Below are 16,908 nucleotides of genomic sequence, written 5' to 3' on the forward strand. Positions count from 1 at the left end.
GGTGTTCATTTTGCTATGCTTGTTTCTTTTCATTCCAGGCATCAGAATGCAATATATTACCATCTTTATAGAGATGAGTGATTTTTTCATAGCTTAAAGCAACATCTTCCATATGCCCCGTACCTGTTACATTGCGTGTATCATGCATAACTGGACTAACACTAACCACTTTTACTCCTTCTAATGTGATTGTGTAATATTCTTCCTCCTGACCACTATAATTGATTCTATAGAATTTAAATTCAGCACTTTGCAGTGTTTGACCGGTAGCAGCGGCTTTAAATAAGTACGGAGAGGAACTATCAAGCTCTTTAGTAAAGTTAAACGGATAATGCTGACGTGTTCCTGTAACTTTTCCTGTTAAATGATCAGTAGGGATTCTTAAACTATGCTGTAGGCTTCTTAGCTCTATACTGCCATCTCGCCCCTGAACATCACAGGAACCCATGATCTGAGATCCTCCATCATCTTTTAAAATTAAATGTACTGGTACAGCCATTTTGATGCTCCTTGCTATTACTCATATAACCATTTCCCGGCTTTAGCCGATTCAGCAAACATTCTTACAGTTAGAGGTTTAGAAATTTGCTTTACTGGTTTATTCGTAAACCATTTTCTAAAGAACCAGGTTCGAAACCACGGATAGTATTTCTGATAATTCATTACTGAAATATCGACATTAAATACAGTATCGTATTTATCTATACAATAAATTAAATCATCATCAGCAGCATAATCTTGTAAGATATCATCTAACTCTAAAGGAATTAGTTTCCCTGTGAATGTACCCACTACAGGTAATTCATTACGGAAAAACTCTAAGACTTCTTGCTCACTTACCATATACGATCTTTCTCATGCGCAATAGTGTTATAATCACGAACAGTTTTATAAACTATCTGACTGATATCACTCGCTACTATAACCCAACCAACGACAGGCAAACCACGTCCTACAAAAGCACCCAGGTTAGTTACATATTTAGGTTTTAGTGTTGTTATACTCGCTTTTGTAAGGGTAGGAAGTCTTACAGGTAATTCAACATTAAGAAGTTGGCGTAGATATTTTGAAGCTATAGAAGTACCTGCTGTAGTTCCATATGGTTTACCCCTGGTTTTTAATAGTGGTAGACCTAGAATGATACAGCTCATAGACACAATATCTTTAATTCCTCCAAACTGGTCATTAACCTTATCTAGTAATATCCAGAAAAATAATTCACCTGCTGATATATTGCATACTCCATGATAAAAATAAGTTCCATTTAGCTCTTCTACTGTATCCATCAGTAACCCTGTTTTTCATGCATGTACTGATCACTAATCGTACAATGCGTGACAAAAAAGAGGAAGCGTGTTTTACAGGAAAGCACTTAAAATCAAAAGAATGGCTGTCGACCATGAACTATAAGGTTGAATCAACAAACTCAGATAGATTACGGGAGGCTGCCACTATGGCTACGATCCCAACCTCAATTCACCCGTTATTTACCGTTCCCTTCAAACACAAAACCGGCCTCACGGAACTGACGGAACCTGTACCGGAATATTTAAGAGAGAACCAGACGAAGGAAGCAATGAACTGCTCAGCTAACGCAAAAAGCAAAAACCCGCCAGAAGGCGGGTTTTTAAATTCTTTGCTACTGGGTTGGAAGCTTACAGGCTTACAACGTTACCAGCTGCTGGGCCTTTAGCGCCGCTTTCGATGGTGAAGGACACTTTCTGACCTTCGTCCAGAGATTTGTAGCCATCGTTCTGGATAGCAGAGAAGTGTACGAACACGTCTTTAGAGCCATCGTCAGGAGTGATGAAGCCGAAACCTTTATCAGCGTTGAACCATTTTACCAGACCAGTCATTTTAGCAGACATAGAAATTACCTTATTAACAAATATATTGTGCCTTCCGGCTTGATGGATTGCGTTACAGATTTTTAAGCGATGAAGGAAGGGTCACTACGAAGGGTATCTATGGATAACAATCTGGACTGCTTTACTAAACTGCTTTAGGTCTGTGTAACAAACCGACGCGAACAGTTATACCGATGTGCCAGAGGAATGACAAGCGTTATTTTAATCAGGAATAAAAAAACCCCGCCTGAGGCGGGGTTTTTCAGTTTATTCTGTGGCGGTGACCGCTGCAGTCCACGCCTGACTAAAGGCCTGATGCTGGGAGGCCAGCGGCCCAATCAGCGTATTGTACTGACTTGCCTGCTGCGAGGTCGGGAACTGAATACCGTTGGCGACAAAGCTCACCTGCGTATCCTGCTGGGAGATGAAGTCACCCACCTGTACCAACTGCTGCGTGAAAATTTGTGCGGCCGGAATCAACGGCTGCAACGCTTCAGAAGGTTTCGTCACCACTTTCTCATACACTTTGTCGAAAACAGGTTTGAGATCGTCGCCCTGCTTCAGCGCTGAACGTGACGCATCAGCCTGCATTTTCGCATTCTGCAGTTGCTGGCTCAGCACGCCGAGTGCACCGTTGGACTGACGCAGCGGTTCGCGCTGGGTCATATAATCCTGTGGCACGCGGATGGCGTTCACGCTATCCACCACCGGACGAATACCGGAATCCATCGCCTGGCTCACCTGCTGTGAATAACCATAAAGAATGGCGTAATCGGACACGAAGGGACCAAACTGTTTTTTCTGATCCGCAGTCAGCGTCGGCAACCGCTCGCCGCTGCGCATCACTGTATTCTGCAGAAAATCGATAAACGCTTTGCGCTGATCGCCTTCTTTATCAAAACACCCACTCAGGCTAACAACCATCAACAACGCCGCAATAGGCGCAAACCAGCGAGAGCAGGACTTTCCTGTCGCCATTTTATTACTCCTTTCACCCAAAAAAGCGCACACCGGCACACGCGTGCCCGACGCTGACAAGGATAGTCCAGGTCAGCCTTGCAAGATACTCTTTTCATACAAAACGGCTATTGCCGATTTATTTCTTACCCTTTACAAAAAATACCTGACGACGCCGACATATGAGTAATCAGGTAATTAGCATAACTATCCATATCGTTGAGACGGGTAAAGCGATCTTTCCGCACGATTAATCACAACCATGACGATCCCTCGTTTGTATTAGGGACTATCCTTAATTGGCTCTCTGATGTTCTTGATCCCGATGTGTGATTTAAGAGGAGTTCTCAATGGAATATAAAGATCCTGAGTTTGAGCTGCTGAGCAGTCTGGAACAGATTATTTTTAAAGATGTACCGCAGACGATTACCCTGCAACAAAAGTCCAATCCCTTTACAGAATATGAGCAATTGCGCAAAGGGACAGGGCTGAAAACCGAAGAATTCGCCAGAGCAATGGGTGTCAGCGTGGCTATGGTTCAGGAGTGGGAGTCAAAACGTGAAAAACCCACACCAACCGAGTTAAAGCTGATGCGCCTGATTCAGGCCAACCCTGCATTCAGCAAACAGATAGCGTAATAACGTTCGAATGCCCCCGCCTGTGCGGGGGCTTGTGTTTAAAGACTTTCACAGCGCCACCCCTCCTCTTCCCACACCAGTTCATGCGTCAACGTTAACCCCCTTAAAAATGCCTCATCGTGTGACACCACCAGCAGAGCTCCGGGGAAACCCACCAGTGCCGATTCAATTGCCTGGACTGATGCCAGATCCAGATGATTGGTCGGTTCATCCAGCAGCAGGAGCTGCGTGGCCTCCGCACGCCACAATACGCAGGCCAGGGCAGCCTTAAGACGCTCACCGCCGCTCAACTCCACCAGCGGGAGCGTGACCTTGTCGGCACCCAGTTGAAGCTGGGCTAAACGGGTTCGTATAACGCCCTCATCCAGCGGTGTATTAGCCAGATTGAGATGCGTCATGACCGACTGTGAAAGATCAAGCTGAGACAGATGCTGGTCGAGATAAGCACAACTTACAGATACCTTGCAGGCACCCGAACGTGGGGCATTTTCACCGAGGATCGTTTTTAACAGTGTCGACTTTCCGCAGCCGTTCGGTCCCTTTAACGCCACGCGCATCGGCCCGGCCATTCGCCAGTTAAGCGGTGGGATATTCACATGCGGCAACACCAAATCCTCCAGAACCAGCACCTGCTTCCCTTCGGGGATCTGGCTTCCAGGCAAGGTAAACATCACCGGATTATCCGCTTCAACCCGTTCGCGAGCCTTGTTTACCGCCGCATTCAGCGCTTCATTTTGATCGCTGTGCTGTTTTTTCCAAGAACCAATACGCTCTTTTGCCGCCATTTTGTATTTGATGCGTTCAAACGAGGCGATATTGAGAGTATCAACGGTCCGCAATGTCTTTGCTGAACGCCGCTGGCTGTCGTCATGCTCTTTTTGCATGCGCGCTCGGGTGCGTTTTCGCTCCGTCGCTGCATGTTCCAGCGCCGCACGAGCCGCCTGCTGTTCGAAATCTCGCTGATGGGTATAGCCCGCGTAGTTCCCGCCGTAGCTGCGCAAACCAGAAGCGCTCAGTTCAAGAATACGTGGCACCTTATCCAGCAGTTCGCGATCGTGGGAGGCCACCAGCACACCACCCTGATAGCAGGCAAGCTGGTCGTAAAACCACCTCCGGCCTTGTCGATCAAGATGGTTGGTGGGCTCGTCCAGCAACAGATAATCTGCTTGTGCCGTAAATGCGCCGCACAGCAGGGCGCGAATGCGCTCACCGCCACTGAATTCGCTGGCCATTTTATCGGGGTCAAACGGTGGCAGTTTCGCATGGATAAACGCCTCGCTCAGGCGTTCTGCTAAATCCCAGTTCCCGTCGAGCATTTCCAGATCTTCAGACTGATAGTCCCCGCTGTCGATACGCGACCGCGCCGCGAAGATTGCCTCGTATCCGAGCAGCTCAGCCAGAGTAGTGTGCGGCAAAATATCCTGCTGCTGAGCCACATAGACGTGTGTTCCTGTGCGTTCGATATGCCCGCTAGCAGGCTCATCAAGCCCTGCAAGCAAGCGCAGCAGACGCGTTTTCCCGCTGCCGTTCCGGCCAACCAGCGCGCAAAGAGACGGTTCCAGAGAAAAATTCAGCGGACCAAAAAGGGTATCGCCCGTCGCAAACTGACAGGTGACCTGATGCAAAATAAAAGAAGGGGACTGCGCAAAATGAGCCATAAGCACTCCTGAATGAAATCAAAACATCCTCTGCCGACGCGGTGGCGTTTAGCAAGGATCGAAATTCATCAGTCGTGTTTGTTCATTTTAGGGGGGCGCTCCAGCGCGAGAAAGTTAACGGGATAAGAATAGCGGTAATGTGTTGACCATTTCAAGGTTAAATTTTGGACTATTTATACTCCCTCTCCCTTTGGGAGAGGGCTAGGGTGAGGGGGAACATACGGCTGTGGAGGTTATTCCGTTCACTTTATGTTCCTTGCTACTCTGTAACGACATAACCGGTGAACGTGCCAGGGTGGCTCAGTCGCCACCACCCTGGCGACCCGGGCTCCCGGCGGTAAATCGTCGCTACGCGGTACCTTCGGCTTATTCCTTCAGGCTTATCGGGGACGGGCGGAGGTAACATCCCTGTAAAGCCCGCCCTCTCGGCGCATCCATGCGCCTCGCCCCGGCCTACAGGAAACGCCTCAGCGATTTACAGCCGGACCATGGCGTCGCTGTAAGACCTCTGCCCGCAGTATGCTTCTCATTGCGGTAATTTTGCGAGCCTCTTTCCAGAAATGGTAATATCCTCAGCAACATAGCTCAAATCTGTTGCCGCCTGTTTTGATGAGCAGTAAGTTCTCTTTGCACCTGCAAAATCAGGTGCCGGGTTTAGCATCCTGGCTTATCTTATCGGCGGCACATTTTGTGCAGCATGCTTTGCTACATCTCAATGGTGGGCTGAGCAGGGGCATCGAAAGATGCGCCGGTATCCGATAAGGCCGGTAATGCTAACTCTGTTCAGTCCACCACCAGCGAAATTAGCATTTCCCGTGGTGGAAGCTTTATCACTTATCGGAGGCTGCCAATATGGCTACTACCCCAACCCACGCTCATTCTTTATTCACTCTGCCCTTCAACCACGCGACCGACTTCACCGAACTGGCGGATAACTGCGAACGTTTTACCGACGCACTGGTAGATTGCGAAGATCCCGCTCCAAAAATGGCGCTTTACGGCAGACTCTATGCCTGTCTGAATCTTCTGCAACCCACGCTTTTGGATCCTGTTCCGGACGCTTTAAAAGCCAGCCTGACCGTGAAGGAACTCCCGTCACGCGTTCCAGCTTTCGAACCCGAATGCGATCAGCTGGGGCGCTACTGTCAGGAGATTACGCAGTTGCTGATGAACAGCTCACTGCCACGACAATCTGAAATCGTGATAGAAGATTTGCTGTGCGAACTGGTCAGCTACTTTGCCGATACACTGAAGGCACCGCGCTGGCTGCAGACGGACGAAGGCACAGTCGTGATCGGCTAAACCTGCCGGTTGACGCTGCGCTTATCCGGCCTACAAAAGCCCCATAAAAAAACCCGCCGAAGCGGGTTTTTAGCATTTGTAACAACGGGCACATTACTGCAGCAGCGAAATATCCGCCACGCGCAGGAACAGCTCACGCAGTTTTTCGAGCATAGAGAGACGGTTGATACGCAGTTCTTTATCTTCTACGTTCACCATCACTTTCTCGAAGAAGGCGTCGATCACGTCACGCAGTTCCGCCAGTTCTACCAGCGCTTCCTGGTAGCGACCTTCAGCGAAGAACGGCTCGAGCTTGTCACGCAGCACCACAACCTGCATTGCCAGAGCGATCTCTTCCGGCTCTTTCAGGGTCGCGGCATTCACGCGCTCGTTCAGCGTTTCATCAGACTTCGCCAGAATGTTGGATACACGCTTGTTGGCCGCCGCCAGGGCTGATGCCGCTTCCAGCGTACGGAAGTGGGAAACCGCCTTCATACGTGCATCGAAATCTGCCGGACGAGTTGGACGACGCGCCAGTACCGCCTGAATGGTATCGACGGTGTAGCCTTCGTCCTGATACCAGGCGCGGAAACGACCGAGCATAAAGTCGATCACATCATCCACGACTTTCGCGTTGGTCAGCTTGTCACCATACAGACGCACCGCTTCTTCAGTCAGGGTCTGCAGATCCAGGTTCAGGTTCTTCTCAACGATGATACGCAGCACGCCCAGCGCAGCACGACGCAGCGCGAACGGGTCTTTATCGCCTTTCGGATGCTGACCAATGCCGAAGATACCCGCCAGGGTGTCCATCTTATCGGCAATCGCGACAGCACAAGCCACCGGATTAGATGGCAGTTCGTCACCCGCAAAGCGCGGCTGATACTGCTCGTTCAGGGCAACCGCCACATCTTCCGCTTCGCCATCGTGACGCGCGTAGTGCATCCCCATCACACCCTGGGTGTCGGTAAATTCGAACACCATGTTGGTCATCAGGTCACACTTGGACAGCAGGCCAGCACGAGTGGCGTGGTTTACGTCCGCACCAATTTCACGTGCGATCCAGCCAGAAAGCTCCGCGATACGGTCAGTTTTGTCACGCAGCGTACCCAACTGTTGCTGGAACAGCACGGTTTGCAGGCGCGGCAGATTGTCTTCCAGACGCTTTTTACGGTCGGTGTTGAAGAAGAACTCCGCATCCGCCAGACGTGGACGAACCACTTTTTCGTTACCAGAGATAATCTGGATCGGATCTTTGGATTCGATATTGGCAACGAAGATGAAGTTTGGCAGCAGTTTGCCGTCGTTGGCATAAACCGGGAAGTACTTCTGGTCACCCTTCATGGTGTACACCAGTGCTTCAGCCGGAACAGCCAGGAATTTTTCTTCAAACTTCGCGGTCAGTACAACCGGCCATTCTACCAGTGAGGTCACTTCTTCCAGCAGACTGTCGCTCAGATCGGCATTACCGCCAATCTTGCGTGCCGCCTCTTCTGCGTCCGCTTTGATTTTTGCTTTACGCTGTTCGTAGTCAGCAATGACTTTACCGCGTTCCAGCAGGATCTCTGGGTACTGATCGGCGTTGTCGATGGTGAATTCAGCCTCGCCCATAAAGCGGTGGCCACGGATCACACGGTCGGACGCTACACCCAGAATGGTGGCAGGAATAACCGTATCGCCCAGCAGCAGGGTCACTGTGTGCACCGGACGCACGAAGTGTACGTCAGACGCGCCCCAGCGCATCAGCTTAGGAATTGGCAGCTTAGCCAGTGAAGTCGCAATCATCTCCGGCAGCAGCGCTTCCGCGCTTTCGCCTTTCACATGTGCGCGATACAGCAGCCACTCGCCTTTATCGGTGGTCAGACGCTCAGCCTGCTCAACGGTGATACCGCAACCACGTGCCCAGCCTTCAGCCGCTTTACTCGGTTTACCTTCGGCGTCAAACGCCTGGGCAATTGCCGGGCCACGTTTTTCGACTTCGCGATCCGGCTGAGACGCCGCCAGATTTGCCACTTTCAGCGCCAGACGACGCGGTGCAGCAAACCATTCAATTTTACCGTGTGCCAGGCCAGCGTTATCCAGCTCGGCGGTCACGTTCGCAGCAAAAGATTCAGCCAGGCTGCGCAGGGCTTTTGGTGGCAGCTCTTCAGTGCCGATTTCCACCAGGAAAGTTTTCTCAGACATGGCCGCCTCTTATTTGTTTCGATTGCACATCGGGAAGCCAAGGGCTTCACGGGACGCATAGTAAGCTTCTGCAACGGCTTTGGTCAGGGTACGAATACGCAGAATGTAGCGCTGACGTTCAGTCACGGAGATGGCTTTGCGGGCGTCCAGCAGGTTGAAGCTGTGGGCGGCCTTCAGAATACGCTCGTAAGCAGGCAGCGGCAGCGGAGTCTCCAGCGCCAGCAGCTGCTGCGCTTCTTTCTCGTACTGCTCGAAGCAGGTGAACAGGAAGTCCACGTCCGCGTATTCGAAGTTATAGGTGGATTGCTCCACTTCGTTCTGATGGAACACGTCGCCGTAGGTGGTTTTACCCAGCGGGCCGTCGCTCCAGACCAGGTCGTAAACGCTGTCTACGCCCTGAATATACATGGCCAGACGTTCCAGACCGTAAGTGATTTCACCGGTGATCGGCTTACATTCCAGACCACCAACCTGCTGGAAGTAAGTGAACTGGGTCACTTCCATTCCGTTCAGCCACACTTCCCAACCCAGACCCCAGGCACCCAGCGTTGGGTTTTCCCAGTTGTCTTCCACGAAACGAATGTCGTGAATGGTTGGATCCATACCCAGCTCTTTCAGTGACCCGAGGTACAGTTCCTGAATATTGTCTGGTGATGGCTTAATCACCACCTGGAACTGATAGTAATGCTGCAGACGGTTCGGGTTCTCACCGTAGCGACCATCGGTCGGACGACGGGAAGGCTGCACATACGCGGTCGCCATTGGCTCTGGCCCCAACGCGCGTAGGCTGGTCATCGGGTGTGAAGTGCCTGCGCCGACTTCCATGTCCAAAGGTTGAACAATGGTACAGCCCTGACGAGCCCAGTAATCCTGTAAGGTCAGGATCAGGCCCTGGAAGGTCTTGGTATCAAACTTTTGCATAGTATTTCGTGCTGGATACGTGTGGTTTTAAATGGAAGGGACCAGTATACCCGCTGGCTGCAAGATATACAGTATGAAACGGGTTTGTTTAGGGAAAATTGGGAAATAAGACGTCCAGCCAGAGCGCTGATGGCGTCTGGCTGTTGATTATACGAGCAGGCTAACGCATGGAGAGGTGTAAAAACTGGCCGTCCGCATCAAATGAGCAGATAAAGCCTTCTTTACGGGATGTATAACCCCTCAGCTCGTAACTTCCCTGAAAGCGCTCAAACCCGGTGACATCAATTTGCTGAACGTCCGAGTTATAGCGCCGGGCCGCCTGTCCCTTACAGAGCTGTTCCATATTCAGCGAACGTTCCGGGCTTATTTTCCCCTGCTGCGCTTTTTGCACGGGGGCTTCCTGTGGCGCACTGCACCCTGCCAGTATGAACAGCAGAAAGAGTGACGCCACACGCTTCATCATCATTTTTATTACCGCCCTGGTCAGTGGCTGTTATTTTTAGTATCAAAGCTTTTATAGATTATGGTCCGGCATTCTGCGAATCTCGCGGTCTCCCGACAAGTCTGATGAATAAAACTCAGAATTTTCCAGACGAAGACTTTTGGACAATGGTAGTCACACTCAATTTACAGGGAAAACGAGGAACTGATGCAGTCAAAAATTAACTGGATTGATAACCTGAGAGGAATCGCGTGTCTGATGGTCGTCATGATCCACACGACGACCTGGTATGTCACGAATGCCCACAGCATCAGCCCCGTTAACTGGGATATTGCCAATATTCTCAACTCTGCGTCACGCGTCAGTGTGCCGCTGTTTTTTATGATTTCCGGCTTTCTCTTTTTTGGCGAGCGCAGCGCGCAACCGAAGCACTTCATCCGCATCGCTGCCTGTCTGGGGTTCTACAGCGCCGTTGCCTTGCTCTATATCACCCTGTTCACTTCCATTAATGCCGGGTTATCGCTGAAATACGTGCTGCAAAAACCGGTGTTCTACCACCTGTGGTTCTTCTTCGCCATAATCGTTATCTATCTGGTCTCTCCGCTCATTCAGGTGAAAAACGTCAGCGGCAAAATGCTTCTGGCTCTGATGGTGGTGATTGGCATTATCGCGAACCCGAATACAGTCTCCCAGAAAATCGACGGATTTGAGTGGTTACCGGTCAACCTCTATATCAGCGGCGATACTTTTTACTACGTGCTGTACGGCATGCTGGGGCGCGCCATCGGGATGATAGACACGCAAAAACGCGGTCTTAACTGGCTATGTGGGGTGTTGTTTGTCACTGGCGTCATCGTTATTTCGCGCGGGACGCTGCATGAGTTGCAGTGGCGTGGAAATTTTGCCGATACCTGGTACCTGTATTGCGGACCAATGGTCTTTATCTGTGCCGTATCGCTGCTCACGCTAGCCAAAAATACCCTGAATACACGTCCCCTGCCTATGCTGAGCGTTATCTCGCGGCATTCTCTGGGGATTTATGGTTTTCACGCGCTGATCATCCACGCGCTACGGACGAGGGGCGTTGAGCTGAAAAGCTGGCCGGTGCTGGATATTATCTGGATTTTTGCCGCCACGCTGGTTGTCAGCCTGCTGCTGTCGATGCTGCTGCAAAAAATAGACACGCGGCGTTTCGTTAGTTAGCCCCTCGCTGACGGGCACGATGGTACTGGCGCGGGGAGGAAAACCCTGCCGCCAGTGAAGCCTGCTCCACACCGCGCCCCTGCAACAACCACTGCTCCGCCACCGCCAGACGCAACTGCTCCAGATAATCGCGAACGCTAATCCCTAAATGCGACTGAAAAAGCCGGGTTAGATGACGTGGACTGACATGCGCCACGGCGGCGATCTCAGGCAAATTCCATGTTTTTTGCGTCTCGGCGGTGAGTGCATCCTGTGCACGATGGATGGCCGGATGAAGATGATTGCGGTAGCGCAACCACGGGGATAACTGGGGGTCATCTCCGGAACGGCGGAACCAGACCACCATCTCACGTGCCACGGCCAGCGCCTTTTCCGGGCCGCACAGGCGGTTAATCATATGCAGTGCCAGATCGATGCCAGAGGTGATCCCTGCGCTGGTCCAGATATTCTCATCCTGCACAAATATCCGGTTTTCTTTAATCGTCGCCGTGGGAGCCGCAGTGCGTAAACGGTTAATAACATCATGATGGGTTGTACACTGACGGTGATTCAGCAGGCCTGATTTTGCTGCCAGCAACGCCCCTGAACAGACGCACATCACGGTAATATCCTGGCGTTGGATCTGCGGCTGCAGGCGCATCAACCAGTGCTGGATCTGCTGCGCCTGTGGCGTTGAGAATTGACAGCGGGAGTCGCTCACTCCCGGCAGGACCAGCAGGCTGCCTGGAGGCAGGCTTTCCGGCAAGGGCTGAATGCCACTCATCGTCAGACCTATCGACGTCGGCACCTCCGGTTGCGGGCCAATGTAATGCAGGTGAAACGCGTCGCCTGCCAGCACAAAGCTCTCCGCCGGTCCCGTCATATCTAATGACAGCACCCCGGGCAACATCACGAACCAGACGTCGATGTGCATTACAATGACTCCAGCGTCTCCGCTACTGTTTTAATCTTGGCAAAACGCCCGGACAGCACCGTCTCAGTACGATGACGAATTTCCGCTGCGCTAAGGGTAATTCCCTTGTAGGTCATTGGAAATGTAAGCGTTGCCTCGCTAACAATGGTCACAGCATAACCCAGATCGGATGCCACGCGTGCAGTGGTTTCACAGCATTGTTCAGTGCGAATGCCGCAGATAATAAGCTGGTTGATATCACGCTCGCGCAACCAGCGGTCAAGCCCGGTATCCGTGAAAGCATTATGGACATGTTTCTGGAAAACCACATCAGGTTGATGACGTAAAAAGGCCATCGGTTTGACATAGCCGCTCTGTAGGGTGAAAGGGCCATCTTCATCGACATGAAAGATATCAACGACCGAAATATTGCGTGCCTGGCAGCCTTCAATCAGCCCCAGCATCGCCTGCTGAAAGGCAGGAATGTCGTCCTCCTGCCAGTAATTACGATGATGGAATGACTGCTGCGTATCAATGTTGAGTAAGGCAATGCGTGACATGAGAGATCTCCTCGCCAGTGGGTGTATTACCATACTGGCAAGGAAAGTAAGGCACGCACAGACCAAAAAAGGACATCCTCGTGCCTCTGTCGGACAAGCGTATTTACGACATCAGTGGTAGCAACTGCTGATAGATTTTGCGGAACACGTCGCGCCTTTCCGCGTACCGCGCATGGCGCACCGCATCAGGCAGATGCGCCTGTTCAAGCGTAAGCTGTGGTAACAGTTGCGAAAGCGGTTGTTCCGGATGAATGGCTATCTGCGCCAGACGCGCGGCACCAAGCGCGGGGCCGACATCACCACCGGTGCGAAAATCCAGCTGCAATCCACTGATATCCGCCAGCATCTGTCGCCAGTAAGGGCTTCGCGCACCGCCGCCAATCAGGGTGACGCTCGTCGGTTTCAGGCCGCAGTCATGCACCACGTCCATTCCGTCAGCCAGCGCATAACCCACGCCTTCCAGAACCGCACGGGCCAGTTCTGCCGGGCCATGCTGATGGGTTAAACCAAAGAACACCCCTTTCGCTTCCGGGTTGTTGTGCGGCGTACGCTCGCCGGAAAGATACGGTAAAAACCAGACGGTACCCGCAGCGTCATCCGCCTGCTGAGCTGCAGAAATAAGCGCCGGAACGTCAGCCATGCCGGTCAGCTTCGCCGCCCAGTCCAGGCAGGATGCTGCACTGAGCATGACCGACATCAAATGCCATTTCCCCGGAAGGGCATGACAGAAACTGTGTACCGCACTTTCAGGATTGCTGCGATATCCGTCGCTGACGGCAAAATAGACGCCGGAGGTTCCCAGCGACAGCATCGCCTGCCCCGCTTCAACCATGCCGACACCGACAGCGCCAGCCGCGTTATCGCCGCCACCAGCCACCACCGGTACGGCAGGCATATTCCAGCGTTCAGCAACGGTGGGCAGCAGTGTGCCTGTCACCTCACAACCTTCATACAGCGCAGGCATATGTTCACGGGTCAGATGGCAGGCATCCAGCATCGTCTCGCTCCAGTCGCGTTTCGCCACGTCGAGCCACATGGTGCCGGCGGCATCCGACATATCGCTGGCGAAATCGCCCGTCATGCGAAAACGCAGATAGTCTTTCGGCAGCAGGACTTTCGCCACCTGACGGAAAATCTCAGGTTCATGACGCTGTACCCACAGTAATTTGGGCGCAGTAAAACCAGGCATCATCAGGTTGCCGGTAATCTCACGAGAGTCAGGAACACTCGCCTCAAGAAGCGCACACTCTTCTGCACAGCGGCCATCGTTCCAGAGGATCGCAGGACGAAGCACACGATGCTGGCTATCGAGCAGCGTAGCGCCGTGCATTTGTCCGGCAATCCCGAGTGCTTTCACGTCACGAAGACTGTGTTGCTCACCTAAGGCTTTGATTGCGCGATCCGTCGCCTGCCACCACTGCTCCGGATCCTGTTCCGACCACAGCGGATGCGGACGTGAAACCTGCAGCGTTTCCGTCTGCGTTGCTAACACGTCGCCCTGCTCGCTTAACAGGATGGCTTTCACACCCGATGTGCCAAGATCGATCCCGATGTACATATAGTGGATTCCTTAAGTGAAAATGCCCGGTGGCGCTGTGCTTACCGGGCCTGGATGCTGTTATTTATCGAACAGGTAGTGATTGACCAGATTTTCCAGCAACTCCTGGTGTCCACTCTGGTGCTGCGGTGCCAGTTGATGTTGTTCAGCGTACTTCGCGATTTCCGCAAGTGATAACTGACCTTTCAAAATTTGCTGGCCCAGTTCACTGTTCCAGCCGCTGTAACGCTTCGCCACGCGTTTATCCAGCTCACCGTCTTCAATCATACGAGCGGCCACTTTCAGCGCCAGCGCCATCGTGTCCATCGCGCCAATGTGGCCATAGAACAGATCGTATTTATCGGTACTCTGACGACGCACTTTGGCGTCAAAGTTCAGCCCCCCCGTGGTGAAACCACCCGCTTTGATGATTTCATACATCACCAGCGCATTCTCTTCCACGCTGTTCGGGAACTGGTCTGTATCCCAGCCCAGCTGTGCATCGCCCCGGTTAGCATCGACAGAACCGAAGATACCCAGCGCAATAGCAGAGGCAATCTCGTGATGGAAAGAGTGACCCGCCAGGGTGGCATGGTTGGCTTCAATGTTAACTTTAATCTCTTTTTCCAGGCCGAACTGCTTCAGGAAGCCGTACACGGTCGCCACATCGTAGTCATACTGGTGCTTCGTCGGTTCCTGCGGTTTTGGTTCAATCAGCAGCGTGCCGCGGAAACCTATTTTGTGCTTATGCTCGACAACCATCTGCATAAAGCGGCCAATCTGCTCGCGTTCCTGGCGCAGATCGGTGTTGAGCAGGGTTTCATAACCTTCACGACCGCCCCACAGAACATAGTTCTCACCACCCAACTGATGCGTGGCGTTCATTGCCGTCACAACCTGCGTAGCCGCCCAGCTAAACACTTCCGGATCCGGATTGGTTGCCGCGCCCGCACCGTAGCGTGGATTGGTGAAGCAGTTTGCGGTGCCCCACAGTAGCTTCACACCGCTTTGCTGCTGTTTCGCCGCCAGCACATCCACCATCTGCGCAAAATTGTTCAGGTACTCTTTCAGCGACGCGCCTTCCGGCGACACGTCCACGTCATGGAAGCAGTAGTACGGCGCATTTAGCTTGTGGAAGAATTCAAATGCCACATCGGCTTTGCGCTTCGCCAGCTCGATGGCCTCACCAGGCTGCTGCCACGGGCGGTCAAAGGAACCCACACCGAACATATCGGCGCCATTCCAGCAGAAGGTATGCCAGTAACAGGCGGCAAAGCGCAGATGATCTTCCATGCGCTTACCCAGTACCAGCTCATCCGGGTTGTAGTGACGAAATGCTAAAGGATTGGTCGTTTTTGGGCCTTCGTAACGAACACGATCGAGTTGGTCGAAATAAGCTTGCATATTGAGCTCCATAATCAGGGGTATGCGGTGAGTCATAGATACAGGAGTAATAGTGAATAGACATTTTGGGTTGCTCAATTACGTTATTTCACACTGCTATTGAGAGAATGCACAACTGTGCACTGGCTCGCAAAATAATGCGCAAGCAAACTATTTTTCGGTGCGCATTCCAGAATCAAATGCAATTAAGACGTTACGTATTTTAAAATCCGATCGCGGTCATAAATTCAGAAATAAACCAAATATCATAATGAGAAGATAAAAATCTGTAATTGCCAGCCCGCCTTTCCCCGTTAAGAATTTGCTGCGTCTCAGTAGTGAATGTTTCTTTTATCTCAGCAACACATACCCCTACAAAAAGGCCTAATAATTATGAAGATAAAGAACCTGACCCTTACTCTATGCACAACGCTCCTCCTGGCCAGTTTTACCGGACATGCGAAGGAGGTGAAAATCGGTATGGCGATTGACGATCTGCGTCTGGAGCGCTGGCAAAAAGATCGCGATATTTTTGTTAAAAAAGCAGAATCACTCGGTGCAAGCGTGTTTGTTCAGTCGGCTAACGGCAATGAAGAAACGCAAATGTCGCAAATTGAGAATATGATCAACCGTGGCGTTGATGTCCTGGTCATTATCCCCTATAACGGCCAGGTATTAAGTAACGTGGTGAAAGAAGCTAAACAAGAAGGCATAAAAGTCCTGGCTTATGACCGTATGATTAATAATGCGGACATTGATTATTATATTTCTTTCGACAATGAAAAAGTCGGTGAATTACAAGCGCAAAGCCTGATCGACAAGGTACCTCAGGGCAATTATTTCCTGATGGGCGGTTCTCCGGTGGATAACAACGCGAAACTGTTCCGCGAAGGGCAAATGAAAGTCCTTAAGCCGTACATCGACAATGGGAAAATCAAAGTAGTTGGCGATCAATGGGCCGACGGCTGGCTGCCAGAAAACGCGCTGAAAATTATGGAAAACGCACTGACCGCCAACAATAACAAAATTGATGCGGTTGTGGCCTCCAACGATGCCACCGCAGGCGGTGCTATCCAGGCACTGAGCGCCCAGGGGCTGGCCGGTAAAGTCGCGATATCGGGCCAGGATGCCGATCTGGCCGGTGTAAAACGCATTATCGCAGGCACCCAAACGATGACGGTCTACAAACCCATTACCCAGCTTGCCAATACGGCTGCGGAAATCGCCGTAGAACTGGGTAATGGTAAGCAGCCTAAAGCAGACGCGACGCTGAATAACGGGCTGAAAGATGTTCCGGCTCGCCTGCTCACCCCCATTGAAGTCAATAAAGAGAACATTGACGCCACTGTCATTAAAGACGGTTTCCACAAGAAGAGCGAACTGTAATCCGGCGCGGCCCCTGCTC

Annotated in this window: 18 protein-coding genes and 1 pseudogene; 6 read left to right on the forward strand and 13 right to left on the reverse strand. The window is 51.7% G+C overall.

Going from position 1 to position 16,908, the window contains the following annotated elements:
* Positions 1-13 precede the first annotated feature (13 nt).
* The 3 genes from tssD to HED65_RS13265 are packed head-to-tail and all read right to left on the reverse strand — an operon-like array spanning position 14 to position 1,286.
* Entirely contained in the window at positions 14-499 is a 486-nt protein-coding gene (gene tssD / locus HED65_RS13255) for a type VI secretion system tube protein TssD (protein ID WP_114978918.1), read from the reverse strand.
* Positions 500-516: 17 nt separating this feature from the next.
* Positions 517-843 carry a DUF1493 family protein gene (locus HED65_RS13260; protein ID WP_114978919.1) on the reverse strand — a complete coding sequence of 109 codons (327 nt, stop codon included), beginning with the start codon at positions 841-843 and terminating at the stop codon, positions 517-519.
* On the reverse strand, positions 837-1,286 hold the full coding sequence (locus HED65_RS13265; protein ID WP_114978920.1) for an STM2901 family protein: 450 nt from the start codon (positions 1,284-1,286) through the stop codon (positions 837-839). Before HED65_RS13265 ends, HED65_RS13260 begins: the two co-directional genes overlap by 7 nt.
* A 17-nt stretch (positions 1,287-1,303) precedes the next feature.
* Here HED65_RS13265 and HED65_RS13270 point away from each other — a divergent pair, with 17 nt between their 5' ends.
* The gene (locus HED65_RS13270; protein ID WP_168112398.1) at positions 1,304-1,693 is read left to right on the forward strand and encodes a hypothetical protein; all 390 of its coding nucleotides are present in this window, start codon (positions 1,304-1,306) and stop codon (positions 1,691-1,693) included.
* Here HED65_RS13270 and cspE read toward each other — a convergent pair.
* Both cspE and HED65_RS13280 read right to left on the reverse strand, forming a co-directional pair.
* Complete coding sequence (gene cspE / locus HED65_RS13275) at positions 1,656-1,868, reverse strand: transcription antiterminator/RNA stability regulator CspE (RefSeq protein WP_003860775.1); 213 nt, start codon at positions 1,866-1,868, stop codon at positions 1,656-1,658. The two genes, HED65_RS13270 and cspE, sit on opposite strands and share 38 nt — an antisense overlap.
* A gap of 246 nt (positions 1,869-2,114) precedes the next feature.
* Positions 2,115-2,825 carry a DUF3053 domain-containing protein gene (locus HED65_RS13280; protein WP_114978921.1) on the reverse strand — a complete coding sequence of 237 codons (711 nt, stop codon included), beginning with the start codon at positions 2,823-2,825 and terminating at the stop codon, positions 2,115-2,117.
* Positions 2,826-3,154: 329 nt separating this feature from the next.
* On the opposite strand from HED65_RS13280, the gene HED65_RS13285 reads away from it, so the two are divergent.
* The gene (locus HED65_RS13285) at positions 3,155-3,442 is read left to right on the forward strand and encodes an HTH-type transcriptional regulator (RefSeq protein ID WP_114978922.1); all 288 of its coding nucleotides are present in this window, start codon (positions 3,155-3,157) and stop codon (positions 3,440-3,442) included.
* Between the two features lie 38 nt (positions 3,443-3,480).
* On the opposite strand, the gene HED65_RS13290 is transcribed toward HED65_RS13285, so the two are convergent.
* Positions 3,481-5,100 carry an ABC-F family ATP-binding cassette domain-containing protein gene (locus HED65_RS13290; RefSeq protein WP_114978923.1) on the reverse strand — a complete coding sequence of 540 codons (1,620 nt, stop codon included), beginning with the start codon at positions 5,098-5,100 and terminating at the stop codon, positions 3,481-3,483.
* Between the two features lie 739 nt (positions 5,101-5,839).
* On the opposite strand from HED65_RS13290, the pseudogene HED65_RS22925 reads away from it, so the two are divergent.
* Positions 5,840-6,064: pseudogene (locus HED65_RS22925) on the forward strand (hypothetical protein); the annotation flags it as partial.
* The gene (locus HED65_RS13300; protein WP_353653600.1) at positions 6,025-6,402 is read left to right on the forward strand and encodes a hypothetical protein; all 378 of its coding nucleotides are present in this window, start codon (positions 6,025-6,027) and stop codon (positions 6,400-6,402) included. The pseudogene HED65_RS22925 and the gene HED65_RS13300, both read left to right, overlap by 40 nt.
* Before the next feature lie 93 nt (positions 6,403-6,495).
* Here HED65_RS13300 and glyS read toward each other — a convergent pair whose 3' ends face one another.
* From glyS to HED65_RS13315, 3 genes are all read right to left on the reverse strand, one after another.
* The gene (glyS, locus tag HED65_RS13305; RefSeq protein WP_114978925.1) at positions 6,496-8,565 is read right to left on the reverse strand and encodes a glycine--tRNA ligase subunit beta; all 2,070 of its coding nucleotides are present in this window, start codon (positions 8,563-8,565) and stop codon (positions 6,496-6,498) included.
* Positions 8,566-8,574: 9 nt separating this feature from the next.
* On the reverse strand, positions 8,575-9,486 hold the full coding sequence (gene glyQ / locus HED65_RS13310; protein ID WP_003860141.1) for a glycine--tRNA ligase subunit alpha: 912 nt from the start codon (positions 9,484-9,486) through the stop codon (positions 8,575-8,577).
* A 160-nt stretch (positions 9,487-9,646) separates the two neighbouring features.
* Positions 9,647-9,952: a YsaB family lipoprotein gene (locus HED65_RS13315; protein ID WP_114978926.1), complete on the reverse strand. Its 306-nt coding sequence runs from the start codon at positions 9,950-9,952 to the stop codon at positions 9,647-9,649.
* Positions 9,953-10,135: 183 nt separating this feature from the next.
* On the opposite strand from HED65_RS13315, the gene HED65_RS13320 reads away from it, so the two are divergent.
* Entirely contained in the window at positions 10,136-11,131 is a 996-nt protein-coding gene (locus HED65_RS13320; protein WP_114978927.1) for an acyltransferase, read from the forward strand.
* Here HED65_RS13320 and HED65_RS13325 read toward each other — a convergent pair.
* The 4 genes from HED65_RS13325 to xylA all read right to left on the reverse strand — a co-directional run bounded on the left by HED65_RS13325 (position 11,124) and on the right by xylA (position 15,524).
* On the reverse strand, positions 11,124-12,044 hold the full coding sequence (locus HED65_RS13325) for a GlxA family transcriptional regulator (protein ID WP_114978928.1): 921 nt from the start codon (positions 12,042-12,044) through the stop codon (positions 11,124-11,126). The genes HED65_RS13320 and HED65_RS13325 overlap by 8 nt on opposite strands.
* Entirely contained in the window at positions 12,044-12,583 is a 540-nt protein-coding gene (locus HED65_RS13330; protein ID WP_114978929.1) for an isochorismatase family protein, read from the reverse strand. Before HED65_RS13330 ends, HED65_RS13325 begins: the two co-directional genes overlap by 1 nt.
* 103 nt (positions 12,584-12,686) lie before the next feature.
* Positions 12,687-14,141, reverse strand: coding sequence for a xylulokinase (xylB, locus tag HED65_RS13335; RefSeq protein WP_114978930.1), 1,455 nt, complete (start codon positions 14,139-14,141; stop codon positions 12,687-12,689).
* A gap of 60 nt (positions 14,142-14,201) precedes the next feature.
* Positions 14,202-15,524, reverse strand: a complete 1,323-nt coding sequence (xylA, locus tag HED65_RS13340; protein ID WP_114978931.1) for a xylose isomerase — start codon at positions 15,522-15,524, stop codon at positions 14,202-14,204.
* 372 nt (positions 15,525-15,896) lie between these two features.
* Between xylA and xylF the strand changes: the two genes are divergently transcribed.
* Positions 15,897-16,889 carry a D-xylose ABC transporter substrate-binding protein gene (gene xylF, locus HED65_RS13345; RefSeq protein WP_114979056.1) on the forward strand — a complete coding sequence of 331 codons (993 nt, stop codon included), beginning with the start codon at positions 15,897-15,899 and terminating at the stop codon, positions 16,887-16,889.
* Positions 16,890-16,908: the final 19 nt, after the last annotated feature.

This window comes from Pantoea sp. LS15 (assembly GCF_012241585.1).
Lineage (GTDB): Bacteria > Pseudomonadota > Gammaproteobacteria > Enterobacterales > Enterobacteriaceae > Enterobacter.

Bases quoted from the DNA above. Each gene is read 5' to 3' on its own strand.
- tssD (WP_114978918.1), bottom strand. From the start codon at position 499: ATGGCTGTACCAGTACATTTAATTTTAAAAGATGATGGAGGATCTCAG.
- HED65_RS13260 (WP_114978919.1), bottom strand. From the start codon at position 843: ATGGTAAGTGAGCAAGAAGTCTTAGAGTTTTTCCGTAATGAATTACCT.
- HED65_RS13265 (WP_114978920.1), bottom strand. From the start codon at position 1,286: ATGGATACAGTAGAAGAGCTAAATGGAACTTATTTTTATCATGGAGTA.
- HED65_RS13270 (WP_168112398.1), top strand. From the start codon at position 1,304: ATGCATGTACTGATCACTAATCGTACAATGCGTGACAAAAAAGAGGAA.
- cspE (WP_003860775.1), bottom strand. From the start codon at position 1,868: ATGTCTGCTAAAATGACTGGTCTGGTAAAATGGTTCAACGCTGATAAA.
- HED65_RS13280 (WP_114978921.1), bottom strand. From the start codon at position 2,825: ATGGCGACAGGAAAGTCCTGCTCTCGCTGGTTTGCGCCTATTGCGGCG.
- HED65_RS13285 (WP_114978922.1), top strand. From the start codon at position 3,155: ATGGAATATAAAGATCCTGAGTTTGAGCTGCTGAGCAGTCTGGAACAG.
- HED65_RS13290 (WP_114978923.1), bottom strand. From the start codon at position 5,100: ATGGCTCATTTTGCGCAGTCCCCTTCTTTTATTTTGCATCAGGTCACC.
- glyS (WP_114978925.1), bottom strand. From the start codon at position 8,565: ATGTCTGAGAAAACTTTCCTGGTGGAAATCGGCACTGAAGAGCTGCCA.
- glyQ (WP_003860141.1), bottom strand. From the start codon at position 9,486: ATGCAAAAGTTTGATACCAAGACCTTCCAGGGCCTGATCCTGACCTTA.
- HED65_RS13315 (WP_114978926.1), bottom strand. From the start codon at position 9,952: ATGATGATGAAGCGTGTGGCGTCACTCTTTCTGCTGTTCATACTGGCA.
- HED65_RS13320 (WP_114978927.1), top strand. From the start codon at position 10,136: ATGCAGTCAAAAATTAACTGGATTGATAACCTGAGAGGAATCGCGTGT.
- HED65_RS13325 (WP_114978928.1), bottom strand. From the start codon at position 12,044: ATGCACATCGACGTCTGGTTCGTGATGTTGCCCGGGGTGCTGTCATTA.
- HED65_RS13330 (WP_114978929.1), bottom strand. From the start codon at position 12,583: ATGTCACGCATTGCCTTACTCAACATTGATACGCAGCAGTCATTCCAT.
- xylB (WP_114978930.1), bottom strand. From the start codon at position 14,141: ATGTACATCGGGATCGATCTTGGCACATCGGGTGTGAAAGCCATCCTG.
- xylA (WP_114978931.1), bottom strand. From the start codon at position 15,524: ATGCAAGCTTATTTCGACCAACTCGATCGTGTTCGTTACGAAGGCCCA.
- xylF (WP_114979056.1), top strand. From the start codon at position 15,897: ATGAAGATAAAGAACCTGACCCTTACTCTATGCACAACGCTCCTCCTG.